The following is a 26,205-nucleotide window of genomic DNA, read 5'->3' on the forward strand; positions in this document are numbered from 1 at the left end:
CAATTACCTTTGCATAAGTCGGAATGGGAGGACCAATGAGAACCCAGGTTTGCATCATCGGCGGCGGGCCGTCCGGCCTGTTGCTGTCGCAACTCATGCACAGGGCCGGCATTGACACCGTCGTCCTTGAACGCCGGACACGCGACTATGTTCTTTCCCGCATTCGTGCCGGCGTCCTCGAAGAAGGCAGTGCCGCAATGCTTCGCAAGGCCGGGGTCGGCGCGCGAATGGACCGCGAAGGCTTCGTGCACGATGGCGTCTTCCTGTCCACCCAGAACCGAGGTTTTCGGATCGACATCAAGGGCCTGACCGGGAAATCGGTCATGGTCTATGGTCAGACCGAGGTCACCGCCGACCTCTACAAGGCGCGCGACGACATGGGTGGTACCGTCATCCACGAAGCCCTCGACGTCTGCCCGCATGACCTCGACACGAACGCGCCGTTCGTGACCTACAGGAAGGACGGCGCCGAGCGCCGAATTGACTGCGACTATGTAGCGGGATGCGATGGGTTCCACGGCGTCAGCCGTACCTGCATCCCCAATGCTGTCCTGAAGGAATACGAAAGGGTCTATCCCTTTGGTTGGCTTGGTATTCTCTCCGAAACCCCGCCCGTCAGCCACGAACTCATCTATGCCGGCCACGAGCGCGGGTTTGCGCTCTGCTCCATGCGGAACACGAACCTCAGCCGATATTATGTCCAGGCACCTCTGACCGACACGCCCGAAGCTTGGTCGGACGAGCGCTTCTGGGGTGAACTCAAACGCCGCATCCCCCCCGAAGCAGCCGACACACTGGTCACCGGCCCCTCGATCGAAAAGTCACTTGCACCCTTGAGATCATTCGTGGCCGAGCCGATGGCATGGGGGCGCCTCTTCCTTGTCGGAGACGCCGCGCATATCGTGCCGCCAACCGGGGCCAAGGGTCTGAACCTCGCCTTTTCCGATGTGCACTACCTGTCCGAAGCGTTGATCGCCGAATACGAAGGGGAAAAGGGCGCCACCGCCGGTTACTCGGACAAGGCCCTGGCCCGCGTCTGGAAGGCAATCCGGTTTTCGTGGTGGTTCACGACGACGATGCATCGCTTTCCCGACCAAACCGAGTTCGACCAGAAGATCCAGAACAGCGAACTGGACTACCTGTCGACATCGACGGCGGCGCAGTCCACTTTGGCGGAGCAATACGTGGGGATACCGTATTGAAGATAGCAGAACTCTCTGGTGCTTCGCTGCACTACCGTGAAGACGGTGACCCGGATGGTGCGCCGGTTGTGTTCGCCAATTCTCTCGGTACCGACATGCGGCTCTGGGACGCCGTGATCCCGCTCCTGCCGTCGAATTTGCGGATCATCAGATACGACAAACGCGGGCATGGCCTCTCGTCATGTCCGCCCGCACCTTACTCCATGGGCGCCCTCGTCTCGGACGCGGAAGGTTTGCTGGACCACTTGAACGTGCGCGACTGCGTTTTCATTGGCCTTTCGATTGGGGGCATGATCGCACAAGGATTGGCGGTCAAGCGCATGGATCAGGTGCGCGCCATGGTCATTTCGAACACCGCGGCAAAGATCGGCACGACCGAAATGTGGAGCGACCGGATCAAGGCCGTCCAGGCTGGCGGTATCGAAGCCTTGGCAGATACCATCATGGAGCGCTGGTTCTCAAAGCAGTTCCGCGCGACCCCAGAGCTGAAACTTTGGCGCAACATGCTGGTCAGAACGCCCGCCGAAGGATATGCCGGCTGTTCTGCCGCAATTGCCGGAACCGACTTCTATACGACTACAGCCTCGCTGACCCTTCCGACGCTTGCGATTGCAGGCAGCGAGGACGGATCGACCCCGCCGGATCTCGTTCGAGAAACAGCAGACCTGATCAAAGGCAGTCGTTTTGAATTGATCCGCGGAACCGGACACTTGCCTTGCGTGGAAAAGCCCGCGGAATACGCATCGATACTCACCAGTTTTCTCAAGGATATCGGCCATGTCTGAGCGCTACGAGAAAGGCATGAAGATACGCCGCAAGGTTCTGGGCGACGCCCACGTGGACCGCGCCGAGGCGCAGAAATCAGAATTCGACGCGGCGTTCCAGGAGATGATCACCGAAGGCGCATGGGGAACGGTCTGGGCCCGTAACACGATCCCGTTAAGGGAAAGATCCATGCTGACGATCGCGCTCCTGGCAGCGACGGGAAACTTCGCCGAAATCCCGATGCACATTCGCGCCACGGCGAATACCGGTGCGACGCGCGAGGACGTGATGGAGGCACTGCTGCATGTCGCCGTCTACGCCGGAGTGCCCAAGGCGAACCATGCAATCAAACTTGCCAGGGACACATACGCAGAGATGGAGGAAGACAATGGCTGACGGAGGACGCCTGATCCCAAGGGACCGCACAGCGCACCCGGCGCAATACGACCCCGACTACAAGACAGCGGTCACGCGATCGCCAAACCTGCCGCTCCTGTCGCTGCCGTCCACTCCAACCGAAGAGACGGGACCGGTCTTCGGCCATAACATACTTGGTGCCCTGGACAACAACCTGATCCTGAACTTCACAAAAGGAAAGGCGCCAGCCGTCGGAGAAAGAATCCGGGTGCATGGTCGCGTCATGGACGAAAACGGGCGCGCAATTCCCCACACTCTTGTCGAGATTTGGCAAGCCAACGCGGGGGGGCGCTACCGCCACATCAAGGATACCTACTTCGCGCCGCTTGACCCAAATTTCGGCGGCTGCGGCCGGACGCTCACAGACGAAAATGGCTATTACGAATTCATGACCATCCGCCCCGGCGCCTATCCATGGCCGAACCGCGGAAACGAATGGCGCCCGATGCACGTCCACTTTTCGATTTTCGGGCACAGCTTCGGCCAGCGCCTGATCAGCCAGATGTACTTTCAGGGCGACCCGCTCATCGACCTCTGTCCCATCGCTGCGACCATCAAGGATCGCAGCCAGCTTGACCGTCTTGTCGCGCCTCTCGACATGGCACACTCCAAGCCAATGGACTACCTCGCCTACAAGTTCGACATTGTCCTCAGAGGCCGCCGCCAGACGATGTTCGAAAACCGACCGGAGGGCCTGTAAGATGGTACAACCTCTTGACAACCTGCGCGAAACGCCAAGCCAGACAGCCGGACCCTACGTTCACATAGGATGCATTCCGACCTTCGCCGGGCTCGGCGCCATTTATCCCGAAGACCTTGGCAAATACGCCATCGACGACGGGGCGGAGGGCGAAATCATCACGATCACTGGGTCGATATATGACGGAGCCGGCTGGGCCTTCCGCGACGCCATGTTCGAATCCTGGCAATGCGACGCTGCGGGAAGATTTCCTGGGCAGCCGGACGCCGACCCAAAGATGAACGGCTTCTGCCGCTTCGCCGCAGACGCCGAGTCCGGTGAATTCACGTTGAGAACCGTGAAGCCTGGACGCGTCGGGGATCAATCTCCGCATATCGCGCTTTGGATCGTGGCCCGAGGAATCAATACGGGACTTCAGACGCGCATTTACTTCGGCGACGAGGACAACAGCACCGACCCGGTACTAAACCGGATTGAACAGCGCAATAGGGTCCAGACACTGATCGCCAGGAAAACGGGAACACGGGCCTATAGGTTCGATATCTACCTGCAGGGCGATAAAGAAACCGTATTCCTCGATATGTGATGGCACATTTCCTGTTGGTCCACGGCGCCTCGCACGGAGCGTGGTGCTGGTCGAAACTCCTGCCGCATCTGGAAGCCGCCGGCCACACGGCAAGGGCGATCGATCTGCCGTCCCATGGCGCCGATCCGACTCCACCCGAAACTGTCACCATGTCGGACTATGTCTCGGCCTGCGTGGACGCACTGGAAGAGGATACCATTCTTGTCGGACATTCCCTTGGTGGTCTGACGATCACCCTGGCCGCGGCCAAGGCGCCCGAGAAACTGCGCAGTCTCGTCTATCTCTGCGCCTTCGTGCCCCCATCGGGCCAGGCTTTTGCGGAAATCCGGAAAGGCGCGATCACTGCCGAACTGCAAAGCATCGTTACGGTCGACCGAGAACGCGGCGTTTCCACCGTCGATCCCGGGCGGGCCGGCTCGGTCTTCTATCACGACTGCACCGGGCAAGATGTGGCTTTCGCAGTGGCGCGCCTGTCGCCGCAACCGATCGGTCTCCTGGGTGAAGTCCTGAGTTTCACCCAGCCGACGGTCCCGCGCCACTATATCCTCTGCACAGAAGACAGGACAGTCGATCCGGCATACCAGCGAAATGTCTCGGCCGATTGGCCCGAGGAAACCGTGCACGAGATTGCCTCGGGGCACTCGCCCTTCTTCTCACATCCCGGTAAGCTCGCCGGAATACTCGGAAAGATTGCCGCAACATGACAAAGCCAGCCATCATCTGCGTTGCCATCACAGGATCGGTGCCGAAGAAAAAGGACAACCCCGCCGTTCCGATCAGCATCAGTGAACAGATCGAGTCCACGCACGAGGCATTCGAGGCTGGCGCTTCGATCTGCCACGCTCATGTCCGGACGGAGGACGAGACACCGACGTCAGACCCCGAGCGCTTTGCTCGCCTCAAGGAAGGGCTTGAGAAACACTGCCCCGGATTGATCATCCAGTTTTCCACCGGTGGGAGGTCGGGCGCAGGGAAAGAACGCGGCGGCATGCTGTCGCTCCGCCCGGACATGGCGTCACTGACCGTTGGATCGAACAACTTTCCCACCCGCGTCTATGAAAATCCCCCGGATCTGGTTGAATGGCTCGCTTCCGAAATGCTTGTCTACGACATCAAGCCCGAAATTGAGGCTTTCGATTTGTCGCACATCTTCCAGGCCGCGAAGATGGCCGATGAAGGGCGCCTGAAAACACCACTCTATGTTCAGTTCGTGATGGGCGTGAAGAATGCGATGCCTGTGGACAGACCGTCATTCGACTTCTTCCGCGAAACCCTGGCCCGCCTTGCTCCGGATGCTGAGTGGTGCGCCGCCGGGATCGGACCGGACCAAATATTGGTCAACGAATGGTGCGTCGCCAGTGGCGGTCACTGCAGAACCGGGCTGGAGGACAATGTGCGCCTCGACCGCGATACACTTGCGCCGTCGAACGCCGCGCTTGTGAAACGAGTGGTCGATCTCTGCGAGAAGTACGATCGGCCCGTTGCAACGGTGGCAGAGGCCCGGCAAATCCTCGGGCTCCGGGCAGCGTGATGACGAGTGCACCCTCGGACAGTGCAATCTACCGCAATCTCCTCGGTGACGCCGAGGTCGGAAAGCTCTTTACAGACACGGCGGAAGTGCGGGCGATGATGCTGGTCGAAGGCGCGCTTGCCAAGGTGCAGGGCGACGCGGGCCTGATCCCCGAGACGGCGGCGGCGGCGATCCACCGTGCCTCCATGGAGTTGCAACTCGATCCTTCGGGCCTAGCCAGTGGCGTCGCTCTCAACGCCGTTCCAGTGCCTGGGCTTGTCTCCATGTTCCGCGATGCAATGCAAGCTCCAGAGCACGCGCAATATCTGCACTGGGGCGCCACCAGCCAGGATATCATGGATACCGCGCTGGCATTACGACTGCGGCAAGCCCTGGCGATCATAGAAGTCCGCCTGAGTGAAACCATCAAGGCACTTGGAATACAGGCAGAGAGGCATGCCGAGGTGCCAATGGTTGCGCGAACCTATGGCCAGTCGGCAGTCGTAACCAGCTTCGGCGCTCATGTGGCTGGCTGGGGCAACCCGCTTCTGCGGCATCGCGATCGACTGATACAAGTTCGGGAGGACGTCACTCGTGTCAGCTTGTCCGGGGCAGCCGGAACGCTCTCGGTGATGGGCGGCAAGGGTCCGGCGATCCGACAGGCTCTCGCAGACGCGCTCAACCTCTCTGACCCCGGATCGACCTGGCACGCACAGCGCGACGGCATCGCCTGCCTTGCCTCATGGTTGACCGGTCTGGCAGGGTCCCTTGCAAAAATGGGCGAAGACCTTCTGATCCTCGCGCAATCAGGCATCAACGAAGTTCGCCTTGGCTCAGGCGGCGGCTCGTCGACGATGCCGCAAAAGTCCAACCCTGTTCTGCCGTCTGTGCTGTCCGCCATTGCCCGGCAGGTCGTCGGCCTGAATACCGCGGTTCAGTCCACCCTGCCCCACCGTCAGGAGCGCGACGCCGCTTGTTGGATGACCGAGTGGATGAGCCTACCGCAAATGGTGATCCTTGCGGCGCGCGCCGTTTCGGTCGCGAACGAACTCGCAAAATCAATCGTGCCCGAGCCCCACGCGATGGCACGCCACATCGAAAGCACCGGCGGCAAGCTTTTCTCGGAAGCGCTCAGCTTTGCATTGGCGGCGCACATGGCGCGTGCAGACGCGCAGGCCGAGGTTAAAGCACTGATAGAGACGGCGAACGCAAATGGACAAAGCCTTCGTGAGGCCGCTGGCACGTTACATCCGGAGCTGGATCTGTCCACCATCTTCGATCCGGTTCATCAGCTTGGCGAGGCCCCTGCCGAGGCAAGGCGCTTCGCCCAAGCCGCGCGGGTGGAGCGGGGCTGAAAGTCCGGCAAATTGAATGACGCTAGCGTACCGGTCCATGCTTCCCAGACCGGCCCCTTTCGCATACTGCTCGCCCATGCGATTACCACTCGTGTTCATACTCATGACGACGATGATCGATTCAATCGGGATCGGCCTGATCATCCCCGTCATGCCTGCCCTCCTGCGCGAGATCGGCAATGTTCCCCTTGCAGATGCAGCAATGTGGGGCGGTGTGCTCATGACCGCCTTTGCGGCGATGCAATTTCTTTTCGGCCCTGTAATCGGTGCCTTGTCGGATCGATACGGACGGCGTCCCATCCTTTTGATCGCGCTGTTCGTGATGACCTTGGATTATCTCGTGATGGCCATTGCCCAGACGTTCTGGCTTTTGCTCGCCGGTCGCATCGTCGGCGGAATTACCGCTGCCACACAGTCAACGGCATCCGCTTTCATGGCAGACATCTCGGAACCCCACGAAAAGGCCGCCCGCTTCGGTCTAATCGGAGCTGCTTTTGGCATGGGTTTCGTCATTGGACCACTTATCGGTGGCCTTCTGGCCGAGTTTGGCACTCGCGCGCCCTTCTACGGGGCTGCCGCTCTGTCCGCCGCGAACATGGTCTTCGGCTATTTCGTCATGCCCGAGACTGTAACCGACAGAACGCGGCGCCCCTTGACTTGGGCGCGAACAAATCCGCTTGGCGCATTCCTGAACGTAGGTCTCAATCCCCGCCTCAGAAATCTTTTGATCCTGTTCTTCGCCTACCAGGTTGCATTCATGGTCTATCCTGCGGTCTGGGCGTATTTCACCGAGGCACGTTTCGGCTGGTCGCCAGGCATGATCGGCCTGTCACTTGGCGCGTTTGGAATGGCGATGGCCATCGTTCAAGGCGGATTGATCCGGTTTATCCTCAACTGGCTTGGAGACCGGGGAACCGTCATCTACGGCATTGTCTTCAATTTCTTCGCTTTTCTGGTTCTCGGCTTCGTGGAAAGCGGCCTGGTTGCCATGCTTTTTATTCCGCTGACCGCTCTGGGCGCCGTCGTAACGCCTGCGGTTCAGGGCATGATGTCTCGCGCAACTCCAGATGACAGTCAGGGCGAACTGCAGGGCGTGCTCTCCTCATCTGCGGCGCTTGCCACCATCTTCTCGCCCTTGGCAATGACCTATGCTTTTGCGGTCTTTGCGGCAGAGGACGCCGACCCCTACATGCCTGGCGCACCATTCCTGCTTTCGGCCATACTGATGTTCGTGTGCCTCTTCGCCATCCTCGCCACCCGAAGAACCGTGCAAAGCTGAGCGCAATCGGAACGGCAATGTCGTTTTCGCTATAGTCAGCGGCGGGCCTTGGCTTCAGGTTGGCGAAAAACTGGAGAGGTCATGACAACGATACGCGCTGCAGTCTGCCACGAGTTTGGCAAACCCTTGGTCATCCAGAACGTCCAGATTGCGGCACCTACCGGACGCTCACTAGAGGTCACGCTCGAAGCCTGTGCAATATGCCACTCCGACATTTCCTATGCCGAAGGAATCTGGGGCGGCACACTTCCCGCCGTGTATGGCCATGAAGCCGCCGGACGGATAACTGCCGTCGGTGACCAGGTCACCGGATACGGTATCGGAGACAAGGTCATCGTGACCCTGATCCGGTCGTGCGGAGCCTGTGCTCCATGTTCATCCGGAACGCCGACCGGCTGCGAAACGCCCAACGGCCCTCAACCCCTCTCACTTGCGAACGGCGCACCGCTGCTAGCGGCGATGAACTGCGGTGCCTTCGCTGAAAAGGTGGTCGTTGACCAAAGCCAGATCGCAAGGGTCCCGGAGGACATGCCCTCCACGGTCGCCTCACTCCTGTCCTGCGGGGTCATCACCGGGATCGGTGCAGTCGTCAACGCGGCCAGGCTGCGACCGGGGCAGGATGCGGTCGTGATCGGCGCCGGCGGCGTCGGACTCAATGCTATTCAAGGTGCCCGCATCGCAGGTGCACGTCGGATCGTCGCCGTCGACATGACGAAGGAGAAACTTGCCGACGCCGCTGAATTTGGCGCTACCGATGGCGTTCTGGCGACGGGCGAAGCACCTTGGCGCGAGGTGGCGGATCTGATCGGGCGAAAGGCGGACGCCGTTTTTGTCACCGTCGGTGCCATTCCGGCCTATGATCTCGCTCCTCGTTACCTCGCACCCGGTGGCAAACTGGTCATGGTCGGCATGCCCGCGTCCGGTGCGACCTCGTCCTATGAACCGGATGTTTTTGCCAGCCTGTCGCAGGGCATGGTCGGCTCCAAGATGGGCAACGTTGTATTGTCGCGCGACATCCCCTGGCTGGTCGACCTTTACCGACAAAGGCGTCTGAAACTGGATGAGCTTGTTTCCAAGAGCTGGCCGCTGGAGCAGATCAACGAGGCAATCGCCGACACCAAGTCGGGCGCTGCAAGGCGAAACGTCATCGTGTTTTGACGCTGAAGTTTCAGAGGTGCGGATCGCTCCAAGAATACACAACGACGTCGGGCAACACCTTGCTGCTCAATTTGGCATACAGGTTTCGGGCCGCTGCGTTGTCTGCTTCTGTTGCGACCCAGACTTCTTCACAGCCCCTGTCCGAAGCAAGTTCGCTGATACGGGTCAGAAGCCGCTTGGCAATGCCCTGTCTACGGAAATCCGGATGGATCGAAACCTCGTTGACAAAGAACTGGGTTGGTTTGTCAGGATGCATGATCACCGTCCCGCTGGCAAAGCCGATGACCTCGCCTCGATCCAGTGCAACGACCAATTCGTTGACCCGGGTCGCAAGAAAGGCCCATGCCCGCGCGGGATCAACCTCATTATCGAAAGTACCGGGTCGAACGCGATCAAGAATATGCGCGTCCTCTGGACCGAGATTGCGAATGGTGATTGGGTTCTGAGACATAATTAAAGCAAAACCAACGGAGGGGCGCGCGTGAAACTCACAGACATGGAAGTGATCGTTACAGCCCCACCCGCACCGGGATGGGGTGGGCGATACTGGATTCTCGTCAAAGTGACAACAGACACCGGTATCGTCGGTTGGGGTGAGTGCTATGCCAGTGCCGTCGGACCTGAGGCCATGACCGCGGTAATTCGCGATGTATTCGGGCGGCACATGGCAGGGGAAAACCCAGAGAACGTCGAGTTGATGTTCCGTCGCGTGTTCTCGTCGGGCTTTACCCAGCGGCCGGATCCAACGGTCATCGGAGCCTTCGCTGGGCTGGAGATCGCCTGCTGGGACATTATCGGAAAGCACCGCGACCGACCTGTCTGGGCTCTGATCGGCGGGCGAATGACGCCACGCGTCAGGGCGTATTCCTATCTCTATCCTCTGGCCCATCACCCCTTGCCCGAATTCTGGGGCGATGCCGAGATGGCGGTGGAGTCAGCGCTTGATCTCATCGGCCGCGGCTACACGGCCGTAAAGTTCGACCCGGCGGGGCCCTACACAATTCGCGGCGGTCATCAACCCTCGCTTTATGACATCGAGATCTCTGTCAACTTCTGTCGGACGCTTCGCGCGGCGATAGGACCCCGCGCCGACCTTCTATTCGGCACCCACGGACAGTTCTCCACAGGCGGCGCAAAGCGCATCGCTGCGGCGGTCGAGCCCTACGACCCGCTCTGGTTTGAAGAACCTGTGCCACCCGACAACATCGAAAGCATGGCCGAAGTGGCCCGCGCCACGTCGATTCCCGTCGCTACAGGGGAACGGCTGACCACGAAGGCCGAATTCGCCGCCGTACTGCGTGCTGGTGCCGCCAATATCCTGCAGCCCGCTCTCGGCCGTTCAGGCGGCATCTGGGAAACCAAGAAGATCGCGGCGCTTGCCGAAGCCCACAACGCACAAGTGGCGCCACATCTTTACGCAGGGCCGGTCGAATGGGCCACGAATGTTCATCTGGCCGTATCAATCCCGAACATCCTAATGGCGGAAACGATCGAGACCCCATATCACGACGCGCTGATTAGGGGCTCTATCCGTGTCGAGGATGGCCATATCGCCGCTCCCGAAACACCCGGGCTTGGCATCGAAGTTGACGAAGATCTCGCTCGAGCAAATCCGTGGAAAGGCGACGGCCTGCATCTTCAGATGCAGGAAGCCCCTATCAAACATGCCGGCCCCAATCTTTTCGAAGGCGGTGCGCCGGTCGGAAAGTCGAAATAACGGATCAGATCGGGGACGGCTGCAACTCCATGTTCTGGCGGTGCTGGCGCAGTGCGGCATCGACATCGTCGAACCATGCGGCCTCGCCATTCTCGATGACGACGGCAGCTTTGCACATGCGTTTCAAGAGGGGGGCACTGTGAGACACAACAATCGCGGCCCGGGTCTCCAGCCTCGCGCGCAGCATATGCTCGCTTTTCTGGCGAAAAGACTCATCGCCAACGCTGGTGACCTCATCGATCAGGTAGGTATCGAAATCTATGCCCATTGAAGTGGCAAACCCCAGTCTTGCACGCATGCCTTGGCTATAGGTGCGAAACGGAAGATAGAATTGATCCCCAAGTTCCGAGGTCTCATGAACGAAATCCACCAATTGATCGGTGTCTACCCCATAGATGCGCGCGACAAAGCGCGTGTTCTGTAAACCTGATAGATCTCCGTGAAAACTGCCGGCGAAACCGACCGGCCAGGAAACACTGCCCACAGCTTCCACGTGCCCCGAATCCGGACGCATCGTACCGGAAATGATCTTAAGAAGGCTGGATTTCCCGGCTCCGTTCCGGCCGATCAACGCCACCGAGCGTCCAGAGGCAAACGTCAGGCTGATGCGGCTCGCAACTGTTTTCGCGATCCCATCGGCGTAGAAGGTCTTCGAGACGTCGACAAGTCGTATCATCTGCCTAGCGCCGGTCTCGAACGGAGTAATAGGCCAGCACGGCGATCGCCCAGAGCGCCAACAAGAAGAAAGAGGCGATCCCGACAATCACAGGTCGGTTCGGGAATTGCGACGATTGCGCCAATGACGGCTTGATGTAGGCCGCGAGGTACCGGCTCTTGCGCCGCGCCTCGGCCAAAGCCTGATCATAGGTTGCTAGGGCGGCGACATAGGCCTGTTCGGCGAACTCGCGATCGACGGCAAGGCGTTCGTACTCCGCCAGAAGGGTCGCATAGTCGCCTCCCTGCCCGCCACTGTGGCCGACGCCGAGCTTGCGACGTTCTCCCTCGATACGCGCCTCGATCACCGCGATCCTGCGCTCGGCTTGCTGGATGCGCGGGTCACTCTCGCGGGTGCTTTCCCGCAGCAAATCGGCGCTGATCAAGGCTTCGGCCAGCTGCGCTTCAAGCGTCGAAAGCAGCCCCATCTGCCCTTGAAGATCCGCCGACGGATCCACGATCTGGTTTTCCGAACGGAAGGCCGTCAGCCGTTCCCGCGCGCCCTTCAAGCGCTCAACCGCTCGCTCGACCTCCAGACGGGCAAATTCGGTGGTGTCATCCTGTGCGATCGCAGACAGTTCGTCGACCAGCCTAGCGCTCTCTTCGAAAATCCCCGTGGCAATCGAACGCGCGTCCTCCGGCGCAAAAGCAAGTGCCCGGATTGTGATCAGCCCTGCACTATCGTCATAAAACACGCGCACCATGCGCTCCCAGTAATCGTGCAGATCTTCGATCGTTCCGGTCGGATCATAGCCGAACACCGGATCACCACTGGGCTTGGAATAAATCTCGACCAGTCCCAAACGCGCGTCCAGCGTCTCGACAAGTTCCTGACTTGTGATGAACTCGTAAAGGATATCGCTGTCCGAAACACCAACACCCGTGAAGTCTGCGAGGCCTCCGAACATCTCGATGGGAGACGAAACCTCCTGTTTTATGACTGAAAATCCGACCGTCGATGCGTACTGGTCCGCGGAACGCATCCAGAGATAGGCCACCGCAAGCAGAACCGGGATCACCACGACAACCGAAAAAGAAAGCAGCATACCCCAATGGCGGCGACGTGGTCGCGCAGCCTCTGCAGGGGGACGTACCGGGGTGATCCGGGACAAATGTGGATCAGGCTGTTTCGGTTCAGGCAGCATCAAGCTCCAACCCCTTAATTCCTTGGAAAGGAATGCCAGTTACCTGCCATTGGTATATAAAGTCGGACAGGAAATGCAGTTTGCGGAAAAGGCCATGACACCACCGCTGACGCCGCTCGCAAACAGACGCTTTGCCACCATTCGCACGACGGTGGCATTGATGTTGCGCGAGATGGTGACGACCAATGGCCGTTCTCCCGGAGGTTACATCTGGGCCGTCCTTGAACCCGTCGCGGCGATCGCGCTTCTGTCTTTTGCTTTCTCGCTCGCATTCCATGCCCCGTCCCTCGGCAACAGCTTCGGCCTGTTCTACGCGACAGGCTATCTGGTCTACATGCTGTTCCATGACCTGGCCAACAAAACGGCGACGGCACTCCGGTTCTCACAGTCTCTGCTCACCTTCTCCGCGGTGACCTGGCTGGATGCGATCATTGCAAGGTTCCTTCTCAATCTTCTGACCCATCTGATGGTCACGATGCTGGTCATTGGTTCCATGATCATTCTCTTCGATACGCGTGCCGCGCCTGATCTGCCGACAGCAGCGAACGCCCTTGGCATGGCGGCGTCGCTGGCCTTGGGGGTGGGATTGATAAACTGTTACCTTTTCATGGCCTTTCCGGCTTGGGAGCGTATCTGGATGGTTATCACACGGCCGCTCTTCATCGTTTCGGGTGTGTTCTTCCTGTTCGAGGATCTTCCCACCTGGGTCCGGCAGATTCTGTGGTTCAACCCGGTCTTCCATGCGACAGGCGAGATGCGGGACGGCATCTATCCCACCTACGCACCCGGCTACATCAGTTCACCGTATGCGTACGCGTTGTCGTTGGGCCTTATCCTGGTTGGTCTCATGTTGATGTCCCGTCACGCCGATAGTCTGATCCACAAATGACCCGGAATGCTGATGAATTCGTTAACAGCGCCCTGAGCGACCGAAGCCTGGCCGGCCCCACTTGTCAGGAAATCGAACAGGATCACGTCGTCATTCTGATGGGGCTCTACAATGGTGCCACCAACATTGCGGATCAGCTGAGAAGCTACACCGATCAGTCTCACGGTAACTGGTCGCTAATCATTTCCGACGACGGCAGCACGGACAATGGTCCAAACCTGGTTGAAGATTTCGCGTTGAATAGTCAGCAGGCTGTCACGCTGATTAAAGGACCGCGGCTAGGGTTTCCGCAGAATTTCCTCCGCCTGCTCTGTGCCGCGGGTCCAAGCGTCCCCTATGCCGCCCTCTCAGACCAGGACGATGTCTGGCTTCCGGAAAAACTCAAGAGAGCTCTTACCCATCTGAATACCCTGCCCGCCGGGCGACCGGCGCTTTATGCAGGTCGGACAATTGTCTGCGACGCAGGCCTCCGCCCCTTGAGGCGATCCCCTCTTTTCGAACTGCCGCCCAGCTTCCAGAATGCTCTCGTGCAATGTATCGGTGGCGGCAACACCATGGTCCTGAACCGGGCCGCACTTGATCTGGTTCAGGAAACCGCGCGCCATGCCAAAGGCATCGTCGCCCATGACTGGTGGATTTATCAGATAGTGAGCGGCGCCGGCGGCCAAGTCATCTACGACCCAGAGCCCATGGTGCTGTACCGCCAGCACGGTGCCAACATGATCGGATCGAACGATACGGCGCTGGCCAGTGTTTTCCGGGTCGTGCAGGTATTTCAAGGCAGATATCGTGCTTGGAACACTGCCAACATCACAGCCCTTGAGGCGGCTTACCATTGGCTGTCTCCTCAAGCACGCCAGACGCTTGCTCTTTTCAAGAAAGCAAGGGCCGGCAACATGCGCACGAGGTTGTCCGCATTGTGCACGTCGGGAGTGTACCGACAGACAAATCGCGGCAATCACGCCCTGTCACTCGCTGCTCTCATCAAGAGGATCTAAACTGTTACCGCCGGACAAGGCGTGATGCGAAGCGGGTCTGGAAGTTCGTCCCTTCCCTGATCAGGCCGCTTCCCGACGATCCGACGGCAATGTAGATGGCGCTATTCCTGTTGCCAATGACAGCGTCCGGCGGGTTTCTGACCTCCGTCCCCAAGCCGAGGGATGCGAAAGCGAAGGTAGGCGGGACAGTGTTCTGTAGAGAACAAGAGCGTTTAGCGAAAAGCTGCGATTATCACGATAGATCAGGTCAAGCCGGGCCTTCAGCGGAATACAGTATGTCCGATAAATGCGGTCGGCCTCGATCGGATCATTGCACAGCGACAAGAGACGCTCTTCCCTTCGATGAACCATCACGGTTGCCAGGCCCGTTATACCAGGCGGGGTATCTTTCAGGATTTCTGCATACAGTTCCGGATAGGCCTCAACGTAGCGGCGCAGCGGAGGGCGCGGCCCAACAAACCGCATGTCTCCCTTCAGAACATTGAATATCTGAGGCAATTCATCCAACCGGGTGCGCCGAAGAAACTTTCCGACCGGAGTCACACGCCTAGCCTGCGTCCCGCAAAGCACGGTTTCCTCAGAAGCAGGCTCAGGCGGGTGAAGAGTGCGGATCTTGTAGAGATGAAACGACTTGTTCGGGCCGCGCATCCGTTCTGAGGCAAAGATGAACGGCCGGCCGTGCAGTGGAACAACCACCGCATAGAGAACTGCAAGAACCAACAGCGCAAACGGAGCAAGGAGCAACGCTACAACCTGGCCTAAGCCAAACTTGAAAGGCATTCTGTCTGTCCTGCCAGACCTTCCCTTGCAACGCGCACTCTTCATTTAATTTTCTTCCATCTGATTTTGAATACGACTTTGCCCACGATTCAATCGGCGCCTCTTTGCGAAACGGGGGGCTTGGCCAATGCAAGAAGTGCCCGATATCGGTAAGAAATTCGTTACCGGGCTGCGAATTGCCTCTGTTTGTGCGTCTGCGTTCTCCCCGGCCATAGCCGGCAGGCTTGGAGAACCGGAGATCGAGCCCGAGGTTTTCATGGTGCATGACAAGGTCGTCGCGGGCACTCGGAGCGGCAGATCCGGAGGTATTCTGATCGGTTTTCTTATTGACGATCTCGTGATCGCGGGCGACTCGCGCCGAGAGTCGCACACCTACGGCCTCACGAACTGCACCTTGGGGCAAACCGTCCCTGGCCTTATTCAGTGGCGCGAGCAGCGTGGTCGGATATCCGCTCCGACCCAGAAGCTATTCCTGGCTATAAATCCAAACCCATAGGCGTATGCCACGTTGCCCCGCATCACAACGTGGTTGCTCCGGAAGAAAGCTGCAGGGTTGCATGAACCCCGGCATCCGATTGGCAGACCAATTCGAAACTGCGGCTTCCTTGGCGGCATTCAACGTTTCGAGTAATTGAGCGCTCCGGCAACTAGCGGCGGACACAGGAGCGTTCGACGACATGAGGTCGGCACCCAAACCCACCTTAGCCGCTACACGACCAGTGCGGATTGAAACGGTTTGCCAGCCGACTGTTATACAAGTTCGGACGCCGCCGTTTTCGTCAAAGGAGACCAGAAGCTCGGAAATCCCGGATTCTTCAGGACCGCCAGGAACAGTGGCTCAGCAAATCAAGACAACCCAGACTTCACCAAACGCTCGGGACTGACCTGAACCGTTGGCGCCACCCACGGAACCAGACTTCCAATTCGCCGGGGTTGCGTTCGGTCTGGTGCGTTTCCGCACGCTGCGGTCAAAAGGCGGGCCCGGAAATCACCAAAAACCTCATCATCGCCAGAAACTCTCAACTTCCTGCAAACTCTTCCTGGTGGGCTTCTCTGACCGTATCGCAAAGCCGCCTGTCAACTTTGAGCCGCACTCCGCCGTCTCGGTCAGTATCTGAAAGCTGATACAGAAGGACCTATGGTACAGCGTGCGGTCTCCCGGCTGAAAGCCGGCAGTCCGCAGGTTCCTAGGACTGCCCTTGCATCGCGGCTTTTTCTTTAAATTCGGAGTCCTGCGGGTCTGACCGGAAAAACCTGCGAGACTGGTAGCGAAACCGGCATCCTTGAACGTGCCGACTGACGGCATCTTGATCAGGCCAAGCGTTCCAAAAGAGTGGAGGAACAGTCCGGGTCCATTGCTTCTGATGGCGCTGCGATAATCAACCCGACAGCGAGGCCTAAGCCGACCACTATCGGTCGCCTGCAAAATTGATGCGCCCGCCCGCCTTCGCTTTTACAGAATTCTACAGCCGACCGAAAATCATAAACCAAATTCTTTCGTAGAAACTGGATATTAACCAAATGTTCCGATGTCTCTCTGCATCATTGACCGGCCATTGCCACATTTTCGGCAAGCCGGAGTTTGAAGCTATCTCTTTGAAGAACGCACTCGCCGGGCGAGGAAGATGACCGAGTGACCATGCAGTTAACGCGCCTCGCCGCCTTTCCTCGGCTCAGTCGCAATGCCCTGAAAAGACTACTGGACCTGCGCGCCGAGGTCTCCTGCCATCAGACTCAACTCATGATCCTGAACGGCAAGACCGTGGGACGCATCGAAAATTGCCGCTGGCGCAAAACGAGCGTTCGATTGAGCGGTTGGCATACGGAGCCAGAGATTCGTGTCGGTTTTGAGGGAGCAGCGTTTCAAGAAGTCCAAACATGGATGAAACGCCAAGATATCCAAGAAAGCGATGCGAACCGGCCTCTGCACACGGGTTTCGAAGTCGAAATCCAGCGCAGTAGGATCGACGCGGCAATTCAAATTCGGGTCGGAGCGACTGGCTTGCAGGACACTCAGTTTCAACTCGCCCCTCCAAAAAGGCTGGCCGAAACGATGGCACGCCTCGTCCAGCTTCCGGGCGCGCTCGCCTTCGCCGCCGCGCACAGTCAAAAGATCGTCCGTTTCCTCAGAACCGGCGATCCCGGAACAGCAATTGCGTTGCGCGATGCGTTTGGTCACGGCGATGAACAAATACCTTCACCGCTCGTTCCGACCGACCTGTTTACTGCCCCTGAACATGCGGCATCGACTGCTGACTTGGCGACAACGATTGTCGTCCCGGTGTTCAATGCCGCCGACGATCTTGCGCGTCTTCTGGATCGCCTTGCCGCAACGACCAACAGCTATCACACGATCGTTCTGATTGACGACGGGTCCGATGACCCGCGCATAAATCGCCTGCTGCGATCTTTCGCCGTTCGTTTCCCCACACGAGTAATTGTCGAGACTTTCGAAGTGAACCACGGCTTCGTCGCCGCGATCAACCATGGCTTCGAAACGGCTCGTGATCTGGAGGGGCATATCATTATTCTGAACACCGACACCCTGCCCCCCGACGGTTGGGTTGGGCGTCTCCTCGCTCCCATAGCCAGCGACCCCAACGTTGCCAGCGTGACACCTGTTTCGAATACGGCCGAGATTGCCTCGGTCCCCGCACAGGGCGTCGAGACGAAACTGGGCAACGATCTGGTTGACCGTATAGACAGGGTCGCCCGCAACTTCGCCCCCGCCTGGCGCGATGTTGACATCCCGACCGGCATCGGTTTCGCCATGGCCATTAACCGCGCATTCCTGGAAAAGATCGGCGGCTTCGACAGCACCTTCGGCCGCGGGTATGGAGAGGAGGTCGACTGGTGCCAACGTGCGCGCGCCGCAGGTGGACGGCATGTCCTGGCAACGTCAGTCTTCGTAGGTCACTCAGGCAGCGCCAGCTTCGGGACCGCCGAAAAGCAGGAAAGAACCCAAGCCAACAATCGCATAATCTCCGCGCGATACCCCGGGTACGATCGCGTCGTGAAGGAGTGGGCTGAGACCTCCCCGCACGCTGTTCAGCGTTGCGCCTTGACTGTGGCTTGGCTCGACGCCGTATCTGTCGAACCTGTGCCCGTCTTCATCGGGCACGTGTTGGGTGGGGGTGCGGAGGTTGTCCTTCGCAGACAGGTGGACGAGGCATTGGAGAGAGGCGCGCCGGGTATCGTGATCCTTCGAACCGGGGGCACCACGCCTTGGAGGATCGAAATCGAAGCTGCATCGTTCAAGCATGTCTGCAGGGTTCAAGACATTGCAACCTTGCTTGCCTTACTTGCTCCCATCGCGCGCCGCCGTGTCATCTATTCCTGCGGCGTCGGAGCACGGGACCCGCGGAACATACCGGAAGTTCTGCTTTCTCTTACCAGTGAAGAAACGCACAGCCTCGAGCTACTGCTCCACGACTATTTTGTGATCAGCCCCTCCTACTGCCTGCTCGACAGCCACGGCAGATATCGCGGTGTTCCCCTGGCATCCGGAGATGATCCCGCCCATTGCCTGCCTGCGATCGCGGACAGGCATCGGTGTTCGCTTGCGGAGTGGAGCGAGCTTTGGAGACCGGTGATTGCACGCGCGCAGCAAATTTCCGCATTCTCCAACGCCAGCGCCGTGGTCTTCCGCGAAGCATATCCAGAGGTCGGGAAAAAGCTGGTCGTCACTCCTCACACCTTGCCCGACGATTTGCCGGCCAAGCTCTCAAGCGGAGGTACGTCGATTGGGATACTTGGCGGCATCAACCTCGCAAAAGGCGCCGGTGTCCTTGTCTCCCTTGCCCGCGAAATCAAGGCATCAGGCAGCAATCGAAAGATCGTTATCATTGGAGATCTGGACCCGAATTACCGGCTCCCCGTGCCGCACCGCACGACAGGCAGATACGAACGTGCCGACATCACTCGATTGGCCCGTCAGCACGGTGTCGGCCTCTGGCTGATTCCGTCGATCTGGCCTGAGACCTTTTCGTTCACAACCCGGGAGGCATTGGCCACAGGTCTACCTGTCCTGACATTCGACTTGGGCGCTCAGGGCGAAGCATCCGGGGTTGCACCCAACGGGCACGTACTGGATTGCCATCCCGACGATGTCGCCGGTCTGTTGAAACGGATCGAAGCCCTGTTCGGAAATTCCTAGACCGCGATCAGTTCGCGCTGGGCATCATAGCTCTTCAACAATGTCCAAAGCTCCGCCTTGGCATTGATCCCGTGCCGCCGAAGATATCGATAGTAGGCTCCACCAGCCTGATCGACGGGACGCGCGTGCCTTGCGGCAATGTCATCCAGAACAGCGATACGGCCTCCTTTGTCGGCGACGATCTGTCCCCAAACAAGGTCCAGACCGAATCCGCTGATCGACTGGCCGAATGTCGGCATCACCCACTTCAGCGCCTGACGGGAAAAGACAGGCATCATGATTTCAACCGCGCTGACCCGTCGAGGATCGCTGCCGGTCGGCCGGGTAAAGAGCTCGTTCCAATTGCAGGCAGAGTCGTCCGTCAGGGCCATCTGCGCCAGATCCAGCGAATGCCTGCGGCAAGCCGCAAAAAGTCCATTCAGATCCTCCCCGCTCGTCTCGATATCGTCGTCGATGAACAGCACATGGTCATAAGCGGAAAAAATCTGTGGAAAGCGGTCCGTCAGCATTTTCATGGCGGTGAACTTCGTACCTTTCTGAAAGACCGCATATTCACCGACTCCCGACCGCATCCCGGCCGCATCGTAGTAATTCAGCATAAGATCCCATTCCCGTCCGGAATGCCCCGCCCAGCGGTCGATCAAAGCCCCCCTCCCGGCCTGGCAAACAACCAAGGCTCTGCGCGGATTACCCGGAAGTCTGGTTCGATGCGCAAAAAGAACCACCCCGTCCAAGAATGTACGTTGGCAACGCAAAAGATCATCCGCGCCTTCATAAACACCCATGGCAATTCCTCGCACGCCGCCAAGGATTGCCGAATACACCCGTTCCGGCGGCATGGCGCCTCCGGCCAAATCCAGAAACTTCGTAACGTCGACCATGGGCGAAGGGTCACGCCCCTGACAACGGCCCACCTCAAGATAATGAAGGTAGGGTGTCTCAAAGCGCTCCGACCAGTCCGGGTTTTGCCAGGCATACCAATCAGTCGAAAAGAACTTCGTTGGATCAAGAGACTGTTTCAGCCCTTCTTCCAGATAGTACTCCGCGTGACGGTTCGACCCCGCCAGTAACGGCACCTGTTGCTCAAGAAACTCTCGATCGATGGGCAGCACTGCATTCGGACCCCGAGATGACCGAAAACCGAAAAGCCGGGTCAATCTCTGCGCCCCTCCGTCCGAGCGGCAAGCGCGTAAACGGTGCGCGTAAGCATGGCGATGTCATCCGACAACTGCTCTGCATCGGTCTTCTCGATGACGTCGTCGGCGCAGGGCAAGGGGAAAAGCGGACCGGCTGCCTGATGCGGAAGGAAGCGCGCTTTCAGCGCCTCGTTTTCCGCCTCGTAGACATTCAAGATCTCGCGACGCTTTTCGAGACTCATCAAGGACGAGGCCGCCCCCTTTTTGAAAGCCGCCTGCCCCAGCAGTCGCGCCATGACATCGTAGAACCTGTTGTCATGTGGGCCGTCAAAGACGTCGCGCACCCGGTGCGCCAGACGCGCCAGCGCCTCGTCAAAAGACGGATTGGCGTTGCGGGCCAAGGGCAACAGCCCCTACTGTGACATACCGATGTTCTCAAAAAAATCGTCGATCACGTCTCCATTGCGCAGGGCACTGCGCAGGAAAGGCCTGACCGTCACACGATCATCGCCAAAGGCATCGGCCCAAGCCGCAATCATGCGCAGCCAGCCCGCATCCCGACCGACGCGAGCAGACAGAAATTCCTCCAGGCTGGCGAACCTTTTAAGGTTCCATTGCTGCCAGCTTGAAATCAGGAAGTCGTCCTGACGCCGAATGTAAAAGACAATCCTCACCTCGGTATCTGAAAGCACTCCGGCCAACAGGGGAGCCAACTGAGGATGGTTGCAAATATTCTCGGCACTCACCACCACCGAGTCGAAACCCCGCTCCGCCGCCTCGCGACAAAGCGACCTGAGTCGCATCTCGATGCGCGGTAGATCTCCCGAAGTCACCGCGTCTTCGAAGAACCAGATCTGTTCCCCCGTGACCTCCGACAGAAAATCCATTGCGACACCCGGAACAGCCACACCGCGCCCGGCCAAGACGTCTCTGTTCAGCGCGAGATAGGCCTGTATGGCTGAACTTCCGCATTTGGCGCCGCCGATATGCAGAATGACGCGCGGCTTATCCTGAGATGGCATGCGCCAGGTTTCCTTTCAGCAATTCTCGCAATTCGTCGTTCTCGCCTTTCAGCGAGTCGACCTCCTGCCGCAACCAGCTCAACTCTTCGGCCTGAGCCGCTTCTGCGCGCGCACGCGCTTCCCCTTGCGCCATATCGAAACGGCGCGAGAACAGTTCACAGGCCATTTTGCCCAACCGGTCGAAATGCTGGTGAACGAGGGAGCGGAGATGTCGATCCTCACGCATGGCGAGACACAACGCGGGCAGCCCCGAAGGCACGTCGTTCCCGATACAGGCAAGACCCATGCCGTTTGCATGCGGCATCTCCATGGCGGGGTATCTCTCAGCGAGGTCCTCCCAGACCCTCCAAACTGCAAATTCACCGTCACGGGCGTTGGTGTCGTGCATCAGCAAGACGCCGCGCGAGGACAGTTTGGGAAGCCAGACTTCCAATGCACGGCGCAATGGCTTCTCTTCTCGAAAGCCATCGAGGTGCAGCAAGTCCAACGATCCGTCGGCAAAACGCAAAACCGCGTCCTCTGGACGCTGGCGAAGAAAGGCCGCGAAGTCCGCGTACTTCGTCGCCAGAAAGCTGAAAGTCTCAAAGGCGTTTCGATAGTCGTCCGAGCCGACCCTGTCCACAGCCCAGCCACTGACAGCAATCGCCTCTGACTGAAACTCTCCCTCGCGAACCGCCTGACATAAGGCCAGGAAACTGGCGCCGCGCAGAGTGCCAATTTCGGCCAGCCGTCGGGGAAGGACCAGACCAGTCGCCGCCATCAGAAAGGGGATGTGCTGCTGCTTTTGCGACGGAACGAGATCAGCAATGTCGCGATAGCTGGACGCGAAGATCTGGCTCAGGCATGCGCGGTACGCTGACCCGTCATCGGCGGCGGCTGTAACTTCCGGCAGGGGTCCGTATTCAGCGCCCCAGTCCTCCGCTGACCTTCTTAAGACACGCCCTTCAAATTCTACCCGGGTGGTTGCGACGCAATCCTGCACCTCTCTGTCCGGAGCAGGTATGGCGTGCAACCGCATCAGCAACTCGCCCATGCTCCGCGTGGGAACCCTACCCACGCCAGTCTCCTGAAGGGCAAGATCAAAAGAGACCGATCGGTGACCATCCTTCAAGAGACTCTCGACCGACAAGGGCGCCAATTCCGGCTTATCCTCACTGTAACGCACGACAACCGCGTTCAGCAGTTCAGGACTAAGCTCTTTATCGGCTGTCGCGCGCAGCATCTGGTCCCAATGCGTTCCATGCGCCGCGTCCCGGGTCTTGCCCATCTGCCGATAGGCCTCGACACCCTGGTTAAGCTTCAGAACAAGTTGGTCGACTGATCGGACCGGCAGGTGCAGAACCGTAACGTCTGCAACGAAGGCCGGAACTTCGAGCCCGTTCAGAGTCTCGATCAGGGCGTGATTACCCTGCGCCACCACGGTTCTCTTTAGACTGATACGCTTCGGCTGGAATGCGATCTTGCGGAACGGTGACAGATCGGGAGGTGCAATGAAACGCAACTCGGAGTTCAGTTGAACCTCATCCTTCCAGTATTCTTCCGGAACAAGATTCCGCCAGTGCATCGCAATGACCGGGCAATCACGATATGCGCTTAGCGCAGTCTCGAACTGGGGTCTGTCGGCAAAAGGCAGGAACTCATCGGCGTCCAGCAGAAAAACCCAATCCGCCTCTCGCAGAATTTCCATCTCGCGTACCACGTAGGTCATCGTGACGGACTGGAGGTAGGCCGGATCTTCGAGACGCAGAACCGTGACCCGGCGGTTCCTTCGCGACAACGCGTCCAGAAAAGCACCTGTCCCGTCATCCGACATATGGTCCACGATGACGATGTCATCAAACAGCGCGAGAAGATGCGCCGAGAACGCCCGAATGATGTCGCCCTCGTTGCGCACCATGGCCAAAGCGGCAAGCCTACGAGGTTCGGAAGAATTGGCTCCGCGGGGAAAGACGGCACGTTTGCTGCGCTGGATGTCTCTCGCCTCGCGGCAACCACACAAAAGGTAGTGGACGAAAGGATTTTGGCCGGTCTTGGCGATATCCTCGTGCTGGGCAAGATAGTGCTCCACCGAAAACCATGCACATGGGTCGCGCCGCTCGCGCCAGCCCGGCCCCAGGAAATGCTGCAGTCCGACTCTGTCTTCAGGCAGATCAGGGTTCGTCGCCGCATAGAAGTCGCGATCAAATGCCTCGGCGATGCGTTCCATTGCAGCCGTACCGAGTGGTTCAGGCCGCTGGCCTCCAACCGACGAAACACCGCGCCCTTCCTGCCGGCCGAACCTCAGGAAGTGAACCAGCGCATTGTATCCGGCCTCCCGCACATCCGGATTTGCCGCAAGGTAGGCCGATGTGCTGAATTTCGGCCCCGGGTCGTTCCCGTTGACCGTGCCCTCGCGCAGGAAATGCGCAAGGGCCTGACGCGGGGTTCCGGCATCCGGATATGTCCGTGCGTACCAATCCGCATTGAAATACCCCGAGTTGCCGACCAACCGCTCCTGCTCCAGCATCCTCATCCCGCCATCGATCAGCTTGGCCAGACGCTTCATGTCTCAGGCCGCGAAATCAAAGTCGGATGCATCGATGACACCCAGAAAACCGGTCAGGATGATCGTTTCAGACCCTGCGGTGATCGTCGTGGAAACCCCGGCTTGATCAATCGTCAGATCGCCGAAGCCGTTTATGCCGGCAATTCCACTCAAATTCATGATGTCGAGGCCGTCCTGCCAATCGTTGATGCGGTCGATTCCGGCGCCATCCGCGAAAACGAAAACGTCGGAACCCGCGCCGCCCAGCATCACATCGTCGCCGCCTGTTCCGCCGCTGAGGACGTCGTTCCCATCATTGCCAAAGATCGAGTCATTGCCCTGGCCTCCGGTCAGACTGTCATTTCCACCATTCCCGACCAAGAACAGGTCGGAAAGATACCCGGTCGCATTCACAGTCTCTGCCCCGGCGGCCGCATCCACGCGCTCCAGCAAAGCCCAACTGCTATCGATGTTCAGGACCGATCCAGCCCGGATCAGCGTTGCCCTGTCATACCCGCCGCCGGCATCGACAACCTTGTCGCCTTCATCATCGAGGTAGAAGAAATCGTCTCCCGGGCCTCCCCAATACTGATCGGCACCTGCATCTCCCCACATGAAGGTTTGCCCGCTGCCGGCAATCAGAGTGTCATCGCCGGCATTGCCGAACAGAAGTGTTGTGCCTGCGCCTCCGGTAATCCGGTCGTTTCCGGCGTTGCCGTTTATGCTGATGTCATCAGAATAGGCGCTGGCGTCTACCGTGTCGTTCCCCGGCGACAGGTTCAGCCTTTCCACAGCATCCCAGCCTGCCAGAGAAAGACTTATGCCCGACACACCCGGCGCAATCCGAGCACGGTCAAGACCGCTACCCCCGATGGCGATATCTCCGTTCTCCGATATGAAGAACACATCGTCTCCGGGCCCACCATCCATGAAGTCCGCGCCCAGATCCCCGGCCAGGACATCCGCTCCGTCGTTCCCGACCAGACTGTCAGAACCCGCATTGCCGAATAGCTGATCGTCACCAGAACCGCCGATCAGTGTATCGTCACCGTCATCGCCCTGAACCCGGACACCATTCAAAAACGTGCTGGCATCAATGCGGTCGCTTCCACCTCCCCCGTCGATCCGCTCGACACCGGACCAGCCCGATACGGAAATATCCAACCCGGCATCTGTATCGATCACGGCCCGGTCGAAACCGTCACCGCCCAGAAAAACATCACCGGGATTTTCGATATAGGCGTAGTCATTGCCCGCGCCGCCCTCGATCCGATCCGCTCCCGAATTTCCGAACAGAAAATCCCTCTTCGATCCGCCGATCAGAGTATCGGCGCCGTCACCTCCGCTCAGCGTGTCTTCCTCAAGCCCTCCGACAAGACGGTCCGCGCCACCTTGACCTTGGAGGTTGACGGCACCACCGACCCCCGAAGCATCAACCGTATCGTTTCCGCTCCCGCCAGTGACGCGTTCCACGCTGACCCAGCTCGCCAGCGACACGGAGAGTCCAAGCGGCGTATCGATGACCACCCGATCGTTCCCGTCTCCGCCGTTCACGATATCCCCGGCATTGTCCACAAAGATCAGGTCGTCTCCCGGCCCGGCATCCAGACTGTCGGCGCCCGAACCGCCGATCAGGGTGTCCGCACCGGCGCCGGAAACCAGCGTATCAGCCTCCCCAAAGCCATTAAGCGAGTCATCACCACTATCGGAAATCAGAACGTTTGCGTCGGAAGAACCGACAAGGACGCCATCGACAGGCCCAATCAGAGTGAAATTCTCGATACCCTGAAGGGTATCAACACCCACGCCCGGCATTTCTTCGTGAAAATGCGTTCCGGTCGTCAGGTTCAGGTAAACGGAAACGCTCCCTCGTGGAGCGGCAGACAGGTCTTCCACAAGCGCATCCGTGCCGGTTCCCCCATCAACGAAATCGCTGCCATCCCCGGGCCCGGTTGCCAGATAGATCGTGTCATCGTCAGCATCCCCGAAGACGCTATCATCACCACTGCCATCGAAGATAACATCGTTGCCATTCCCGCCCGATACGATGTCGTTGCCGGAGCCGGCAAAGATAGTGTCATTGCCATCGCCGCCGTTGATCGTGTCGTTGCTCATGCCTGCCCCGGTCCTGCAAATCGCACCGACCTTATGA

General features: G+C 59.0%; 25 protein-coding genes. 15 read left to right on the forward strand and 10 right to left on the reverse strand.

The genetic code is table 11. The features are described from left to right. Positions 1-35 precede the first annotated feature (35 nt). From pobA to ACKLNI_RS07820, 10 genes are all read left to right on the forward strand, one after another. Positions 36-1,202, forward strand: a complete 1,167-nt coding sequence (gene pobA, locus ACKLNI_RS07775) for a 4-hydroxybenzoate 3-monooxygenase (protein WP_413718494.1) — start codon at positions 36-38, stop codon at positions 1,200-1,202. Further along, entirely contained in the window at positions 1,199-1,987 is a 789-nt protein-coding gene (gene pcaD / locus ACKLNI_RS07780; protein ID WP_413718495.1) for a 3-oxoadipate enol-lactonase, read from the forward strand. The genes pobA and pcaD overlap by 4 nt, the downstream gene beginning before the upstream one ends. After that, positions 1,980-2,363 carry a 4-carboxymuconolactone decarboxylase gene (gene pcaC, locus ACKLNI_RS07785; protein WP_413718496.1) on the forward strand — a complete coding sequence of 128 codons (384 nt, stop codon included), beginning with the start codon at positions 1,980-1,982 and terminating at the stop codon, positions 2,361-2,363. The genes pcaD and pcaC overlap by 8 nt, the downstream gene beginning before the upstream one ends. After that, a complete protein-coding gene (gene pcaH, locus ACKLNI_RS07790; protein ID WP_413718497.1) occupies positions 2,356-3,084 on the forward strand; it encodes a protocatechuate 3,4-dioxygenase subunit beta in 729 nt (242 codons plus the stop codon). The genes pcaC and pcaH overlap by 8 nt, the downstream gene beginning before the upstream one ends. A gap of 1 nt (position 3,085) precedes the next feature. After that, on the forward strand, positions 3,086-3,670 hold the full coding sequence (gene pcaG / locus ACKLNI_RS07795) for a protocatechuate 3,4-dioxygenase subunit alpha (protein WP_413718498.1): 585 nt from the start codon (positions 3,086-3,088) through the stop codon (positions 3,668-3,670). Then, positions 3,670-4,374, forward strand: a complete 705-nt coding sequence (locus ACKLNI_RS07800) for an alpha/beta fold hydrolase (RefSeq protein ID WP_413718499.1) — start codon at positions 3,670-3,672, stop codon at positions 4,372-4,374. Before pcaG ends, ACKLNI_RS07800 begins: the two co-directional genes overlap by 1 nt. Beyond that, positions 4,371-5,201: a 3-oxoadipate:acetyl-CoA acetyltransferase gene (locus ACKLNI_RS07805; protein WP_413718500.1), complete on the forward strand. Its 831-nt coding sequence runs from the start codon at positions 4,371-4,373 to the stop codon at positions 5,199-5,201. The genes ACKLNI_RS07800 and ACKLNI_RS07805 overlap by 4 nt, the downstream gene beginning before the upstream one ends. After that, positions 5,201-6,535 carry a class-II fumarase/aspartase family protein gene (locus ACKLNI_RS07810; RefSeq protein WP_413718501.1) on the forward strand — a complete coding sequence of 445 codons (1,335 nt, stop codon included), beginning with the start codon at positions 5,201-5,203 and terminating at the stop codon, positions 6,533-6,535. The genes ACKLNI_RS07805 and ACKLNI_RS07810 overlap by 1 nt, the downstream gene beginning before the upstream one ends. A 76-nt stretch (positions 6,536-6,611) precedes the next feature. Further along, the gene (locus ACKLNI_RS07815; RefSeq protein ID WP_413718502.1) at positions 6,612-7,814 is read left to right on the forward strand and encodes a TCR/Tet family MFS transporter; all 1,203 of its coding nucleotides are present in this window, start codon (positions 6,612-6,614) and stop codon (positions 7,812-7,814) included. Between the two features lie 81 nt (positions 7,815-7,895). Beyond that, positions 7,896-8,972 carry a Zn-dependent alcohol dehydrogenase gene (locus tag ACKLNI_RS07820; protein ID WP_413718503.1) on the forward strand — a complete coding sequence of 359 codons (1,077 nt, stop codon included), beginning with the start codon at positions 7,896-7,898 and terminating at the stop codon, positions 8,970-8,972. A gap of 10 nt (positions 8,973-8,982) precedes the next feature. On the opposite strand, the gene ACKLNI_RS07825 is transcribed toward ACKLNI_RS07820, so the two are convergent. Beyond that, positions 8,983-9,423, reverse strand: a complete 441-nt coding sequence (locus ACKLNI_RS07825) for a GNAT family N-acetyltransferase (protein WP_413718504.1) — start codon at positions 9,421-9,423, stop codon at positions 8,983-8,985. Between the two features lie 30 nt (positions 9,424-9,453). On the opposite strand from ACKLNI_RS07825, the gene ACKLNI_RS07830 reads away from it, so the two are divergent. Further along, on the forward strand, positions 9,454-10,689 hold the full coding sequence (locus ACKLNI_RS07830) for a mandelate racemase/muconate lactonizing enzyme family protein (RefSeq protein WP_413718505.1): 1,236 nt from the start codon (positions 9,454-9,456) through the stop codon (positions 10,687-10,689). A 4-nt stretch (positions 10,690-10,693) separates the two neighbouring features. Here ACKLNI_RS07830 and ACKLNI_RS07835 read toward each other — a convergent pair whose 3' ends face one another. After that, the gene (locus ACKLNI_RS07835) at positions 10,694-11,365 is read right to left on the reverse strand and encodes an ABC transporter ATP-binding protein (protein WP_413718506.1); all 672 of its coding nucleotides are present in this window, start codon (positions 11,363-11,365) and stop codon (positions 10,694-10,696) included. Positions 11,366-11,369: 4 nt separating this feature from the next. After that, positions 11,370-12,449, reverse strand: a complete 1,080-nt coding sequence (locus ACKLNI_RS07840) for a KpsE/RkpR family capsule polysaccharide export protein (RefSeq protein WP_413718507.1) — start codon at positions 12,447-12,449, stop codon at positions 11,370-11,372. Positions 12,450-12,642: 193 nt separating this feature from the next. On the opposite strand from ACKLNI_RS07840, the gene ACKLNI_RS07845 reads away from it, so the two are divergent. Continuing rightward, positions 12,643-13,437 (forward strand): ABC transporter permease, encoded by a 795-nt coding sequence (locus ACKLNI_RS07845; RefSeq protein ID WP_413718508.1) that lies wholly within the window; start codon positions 12,643-12,645, stop codon positions 13,435-13,437. Next, entirely contained in the window at positions 13,434-14,435 is a 1,002-nt protein-coding gene (locus ACKLNI_RS07850; protein ID WP_413718509.1) for a glycosyltransferase, read from the forward strand. Before ACKLNI_RS07845 ends, ACKLNI_RS07850 begins: the two co-directional genes overlap by 4 nt. Positions 14,436-14,495: 60 nt before the next feature. Here the strand turns inward: ACKLNI_RS07850 and ACKLNI_RS07855 are convergent, their stop codons facing one another. Beyond that, a complete protein-coding gene (locus tag ACKLNI_RS07855; protein WP_413718510.1) occupies positions 14,496-15,215 on the reverse strand; it encodes a sugar transferase in 720 nt (239 codons plus the stop codon). A gap of 127 nt (positions 15,216-15,342) precedes the next feature. On the opposite strand from ACKLNI_RS07855, the gene ACKLNI_RS07860 reads away from it, so the two are divergent. Then, positions 15,343-15,711 carry a hypothetical protein gene (locus ACKLNI_RS07860; protein ID WP_413718511.1) on the forward strand — a complete coding sequence of 123 codons (369 nt, stop codon included), beginning with the start codon at positions 15,343-15,345 and terminating at the stop codon, positions 15,709-15,711. 1,200 nt (positions 15,712-16,911) lie between these two features. Here ACKLNI_RS07860 and ACKLNI_RS07865 read toward each other — a convergent pair. Beyond that, complete coding sequence (locus ACKLNI_RS07865) at positions 16,912-17,406, reverse strand: hypothetical protein (RefSeq protein ID WP_413718512.1); 495 nt, start codon at positions 17,404-17,406, stop codon at positions 16,912-16,914. A gap of 66 nt (positions 17,407-17,472) precedes the next feature. Between ACKLNI_RS07865 and ACKLNI_RS07870 the strand changes: the two genes are divergently transcribed. Further along, a complete protein-coding gene (locus ACKLNI_RS07870; RefSeq protein ID WP_413718513.1) occupies positions 17,473-19,371 on the forward strand; it encodes a glycosyltransferase in 1,899 nt (632 codons plus the stop codon). Here the strand turns inward: ACKLNI_RS07870 and ACKLNI_RS07875 are convergent. From ACKLNI_RS07875 to ACKLNI_RS07895, 5 genes are all read right to left on the reverse strand, one after another. Further along, positions 19,368-20,015 carry a DUF707 domain-containing protein gene (locus ACKLNI_RS07875; RefSeq protein ID WP_413718514.1) on the reverse strand — a complete coding sequence of 216 codons (648 nt, stop codon included), beginning with the start codon at positions 20,013-20,015 and terminating at the stop codon, positions 19,368-19,370. The genes ACKLNI_RS07870 and ACKLNI_RS07875 overlap by 4 nt on opposite strands. Positions 20,016-20,524: 509 nt before the next feature. Then, positions 20,525-20,908: a hypothetical protein gene (locus tag ACKLNI_RS07880; RefSeq protein ID WP_413718515.1), complete on the reverse strand. Its 384-nt coding sequence runs from the start codon at positions 20,906-20,908 to the stop codon at positions 20,525-20,527. A 12-nt stretch (positions 20,909-20,920) separates the two neighbouring features. After that, the gene (locus ACKLNI_RS07885) at positions 20,921-21,529 is read right to left on the reverse strand and encodes a hypothetical protein (RefSeq protein ID WP_413718516.1); all 609 of its coding nucleotides are present in this window, start codon (positions 21,527-21,529) and stop codon (positions 20,921-20,923) included. Then, entirely contained in the window at positions 21,513-24,074 is a 2,562-nt protein-coding gene (locus tag ACKLNI_RS07890) for a class I SAM-dependent methyltransferase (RefSeq protein ID WP_413718517.1), read from the reverse strand. Before ACKLNI_RS07890 ends, ACKLNI_RS07885 begins: the two co-directional genes overlap by 17 nt. Before the next feature lie 3 nt (positions 24,075-24,077). Then, positions 24,078-26,168 (reverse strand): calcium-binding protein, encoded by a 2,091-nt coding sequence (locus ACKLNI_RS07895; protein ID WP_413718518.1) that lies wholly within the window; start codon positions 26,166-26,168, stop codon positions 24,078-24,080. Positions 26,169-26,205: the final 37 nt, after the last annotated feature.

This window comes from Silicimonas lutimaris, assembly GCF_047314965.1.
Taxonomy (GTDB): Bacteria; Pseudomonadota; Alphaproteobacteria; order Rhodobacterales; family Rhodobacteraceae; genus JAVJUV01.

What these genes read in the sequence shown, in the direction of transcription:
- pobA (WP_413718494.1), top strand. Translation starts at nt 36, where the DNA reads ATGAGAACCCAGGTTTGCATCATCGGCGGCGGGCCGTCCGGCCTGTTG.
- pcaC (WP_413718496.1), top strand. Translation starts at nt 1,980, where the DNA reads ATGTCTGAGCGCTACGAGAAAGGCATGAAGATACGCCGCAAGGTTCTG.
- pcaH (WP_413718497.1), top strand. Translation starts at nt 2,356, where the DNA reads ATGGCTGACGGAGGACGCCTGATCCCAAGGGACCGCACAGCGCACCCG.
- pcaG (WP_413718498.1), top strand. Translation starts at nt 3,086, where the DNA reads ATGGTACAACCTCTTGACAACCTGCGCGAAACGCCAAGCCAGACAGCC.
- ACKLNI_RS07800 (WP_413718499.1), top strand. Translation starts at nt 3,670, where the DNA reads ATGGCACATTTCCTGTTGGTCCACGGCGCCTCGCACGGAGCGTGGTGC.
- ACKLNI_RS07805 (WP_413718500.1), top strand. Translation starts at nt 4,371, where the DNA reads ATGACAAAGCCAGCCATCATCTGCGTTGCCATCACAGGATCGGTGCCG.
- ACKLNI_RS07810 (WP_413718501.1), top strand. Translation starts at nt 5,201, where the DNA reads ATGACGAGTGCACCCTCGGACAGTGCAATCTACCGCAATCTCCTCGGT.
- ACKLNI_RS07815 (WP_413718502.1), top strand. Translation starts at nt 6,612, where the DNA reads ATGCGATTACCACTCGTGTTCATACTCATGACGACGATGATCGATTCA.
- ACKLNI_RS07820 (WP_413718503.1), top strand. Translation starts at nt 7,896, where the DNA reads ATGACAACGATACGCGCTGCAGTCTGCCACGAGTTTGGCAAACCCTTG.
- ACKLNI_RS07825 (WP_413718504.1), bottom strand. Translation starts at nt 9,423, where the DNA reads ATGTCTCAGAACCCAATCACCATTCGCAATCTCGGTCCAGAGGACGCG.
- ACKLNI_RS07835 (WP_413718506.1), bottom strand. Translation starts at nt 11,365, where the DNA reads ATGATACGACTTGTCGACGTCTCGAAGACCTTCTACGCCGATGGGATC.
- ACKLNI_RS07840 (WP_413718507.1), bottom strand. Translation starts at nt 12,449, where the DNA reads ATGCTGCTTTCTTTTTCGGTTGTCGTGGTGATCCCGGTTCTGCTTGCG.
- ACKLNI_RS07845 (WP_413718508.1), top strand. Translation starts at nt 12,643, where the DNA reads ATGACACCACCGCTGACGCCGCTCGCAAACAGACGCTTTGCCACCATT.
- ACKLNI_RS07850 (WP_413718509.1), top strand. Translation starts at nt 13,434, where the DNA reads ATGACCCGGAATGCTGATGAATTCGTTAACAGCGCCCTGAGCGACCGA.
- ACKLNI_RS07855 (WP_413718510.1), bottom strand. Translation starts at nt 15,215, where the DNA reads ATGCCTTTCAAGTTTGGCTTAGGCCAGGTTGTAGCGTTGCTCCTTGCT.
- ACKLNI_RS07860 (WP_413718511.1), top strand. Translation starts at nt 15,343, where the DNA reads ATGCAAGAAGTGCCCGATATCGGTAAGAAATTCGTTACCGGGCTGCGA.
- ACKLNI_RS07885 (WP_413718516.1), bottom strand. Translation starts at nt 21,529, where the DNA reads ATGCCATCTCAGGATAAGCCGCGCGTCATTCTGCATATCGGCGGCGCC.
- ACKLNI_RS07890 (WP_413718517.1), bottom strand. Translation starts at nt 24,074, where the DNA reads ATGAAGCGTCTGGCCAAGCTGATCGATGGCGGGATGAGGATGCTGGAG.
- ACKLNI_RS07895 (WP_413718518.1), bottom strand. Translation starts at nt 26,168, where the DNA reads ATGAGCAACGACACGATCAACGGCGGCGATGGCAATGACACTATCTTT.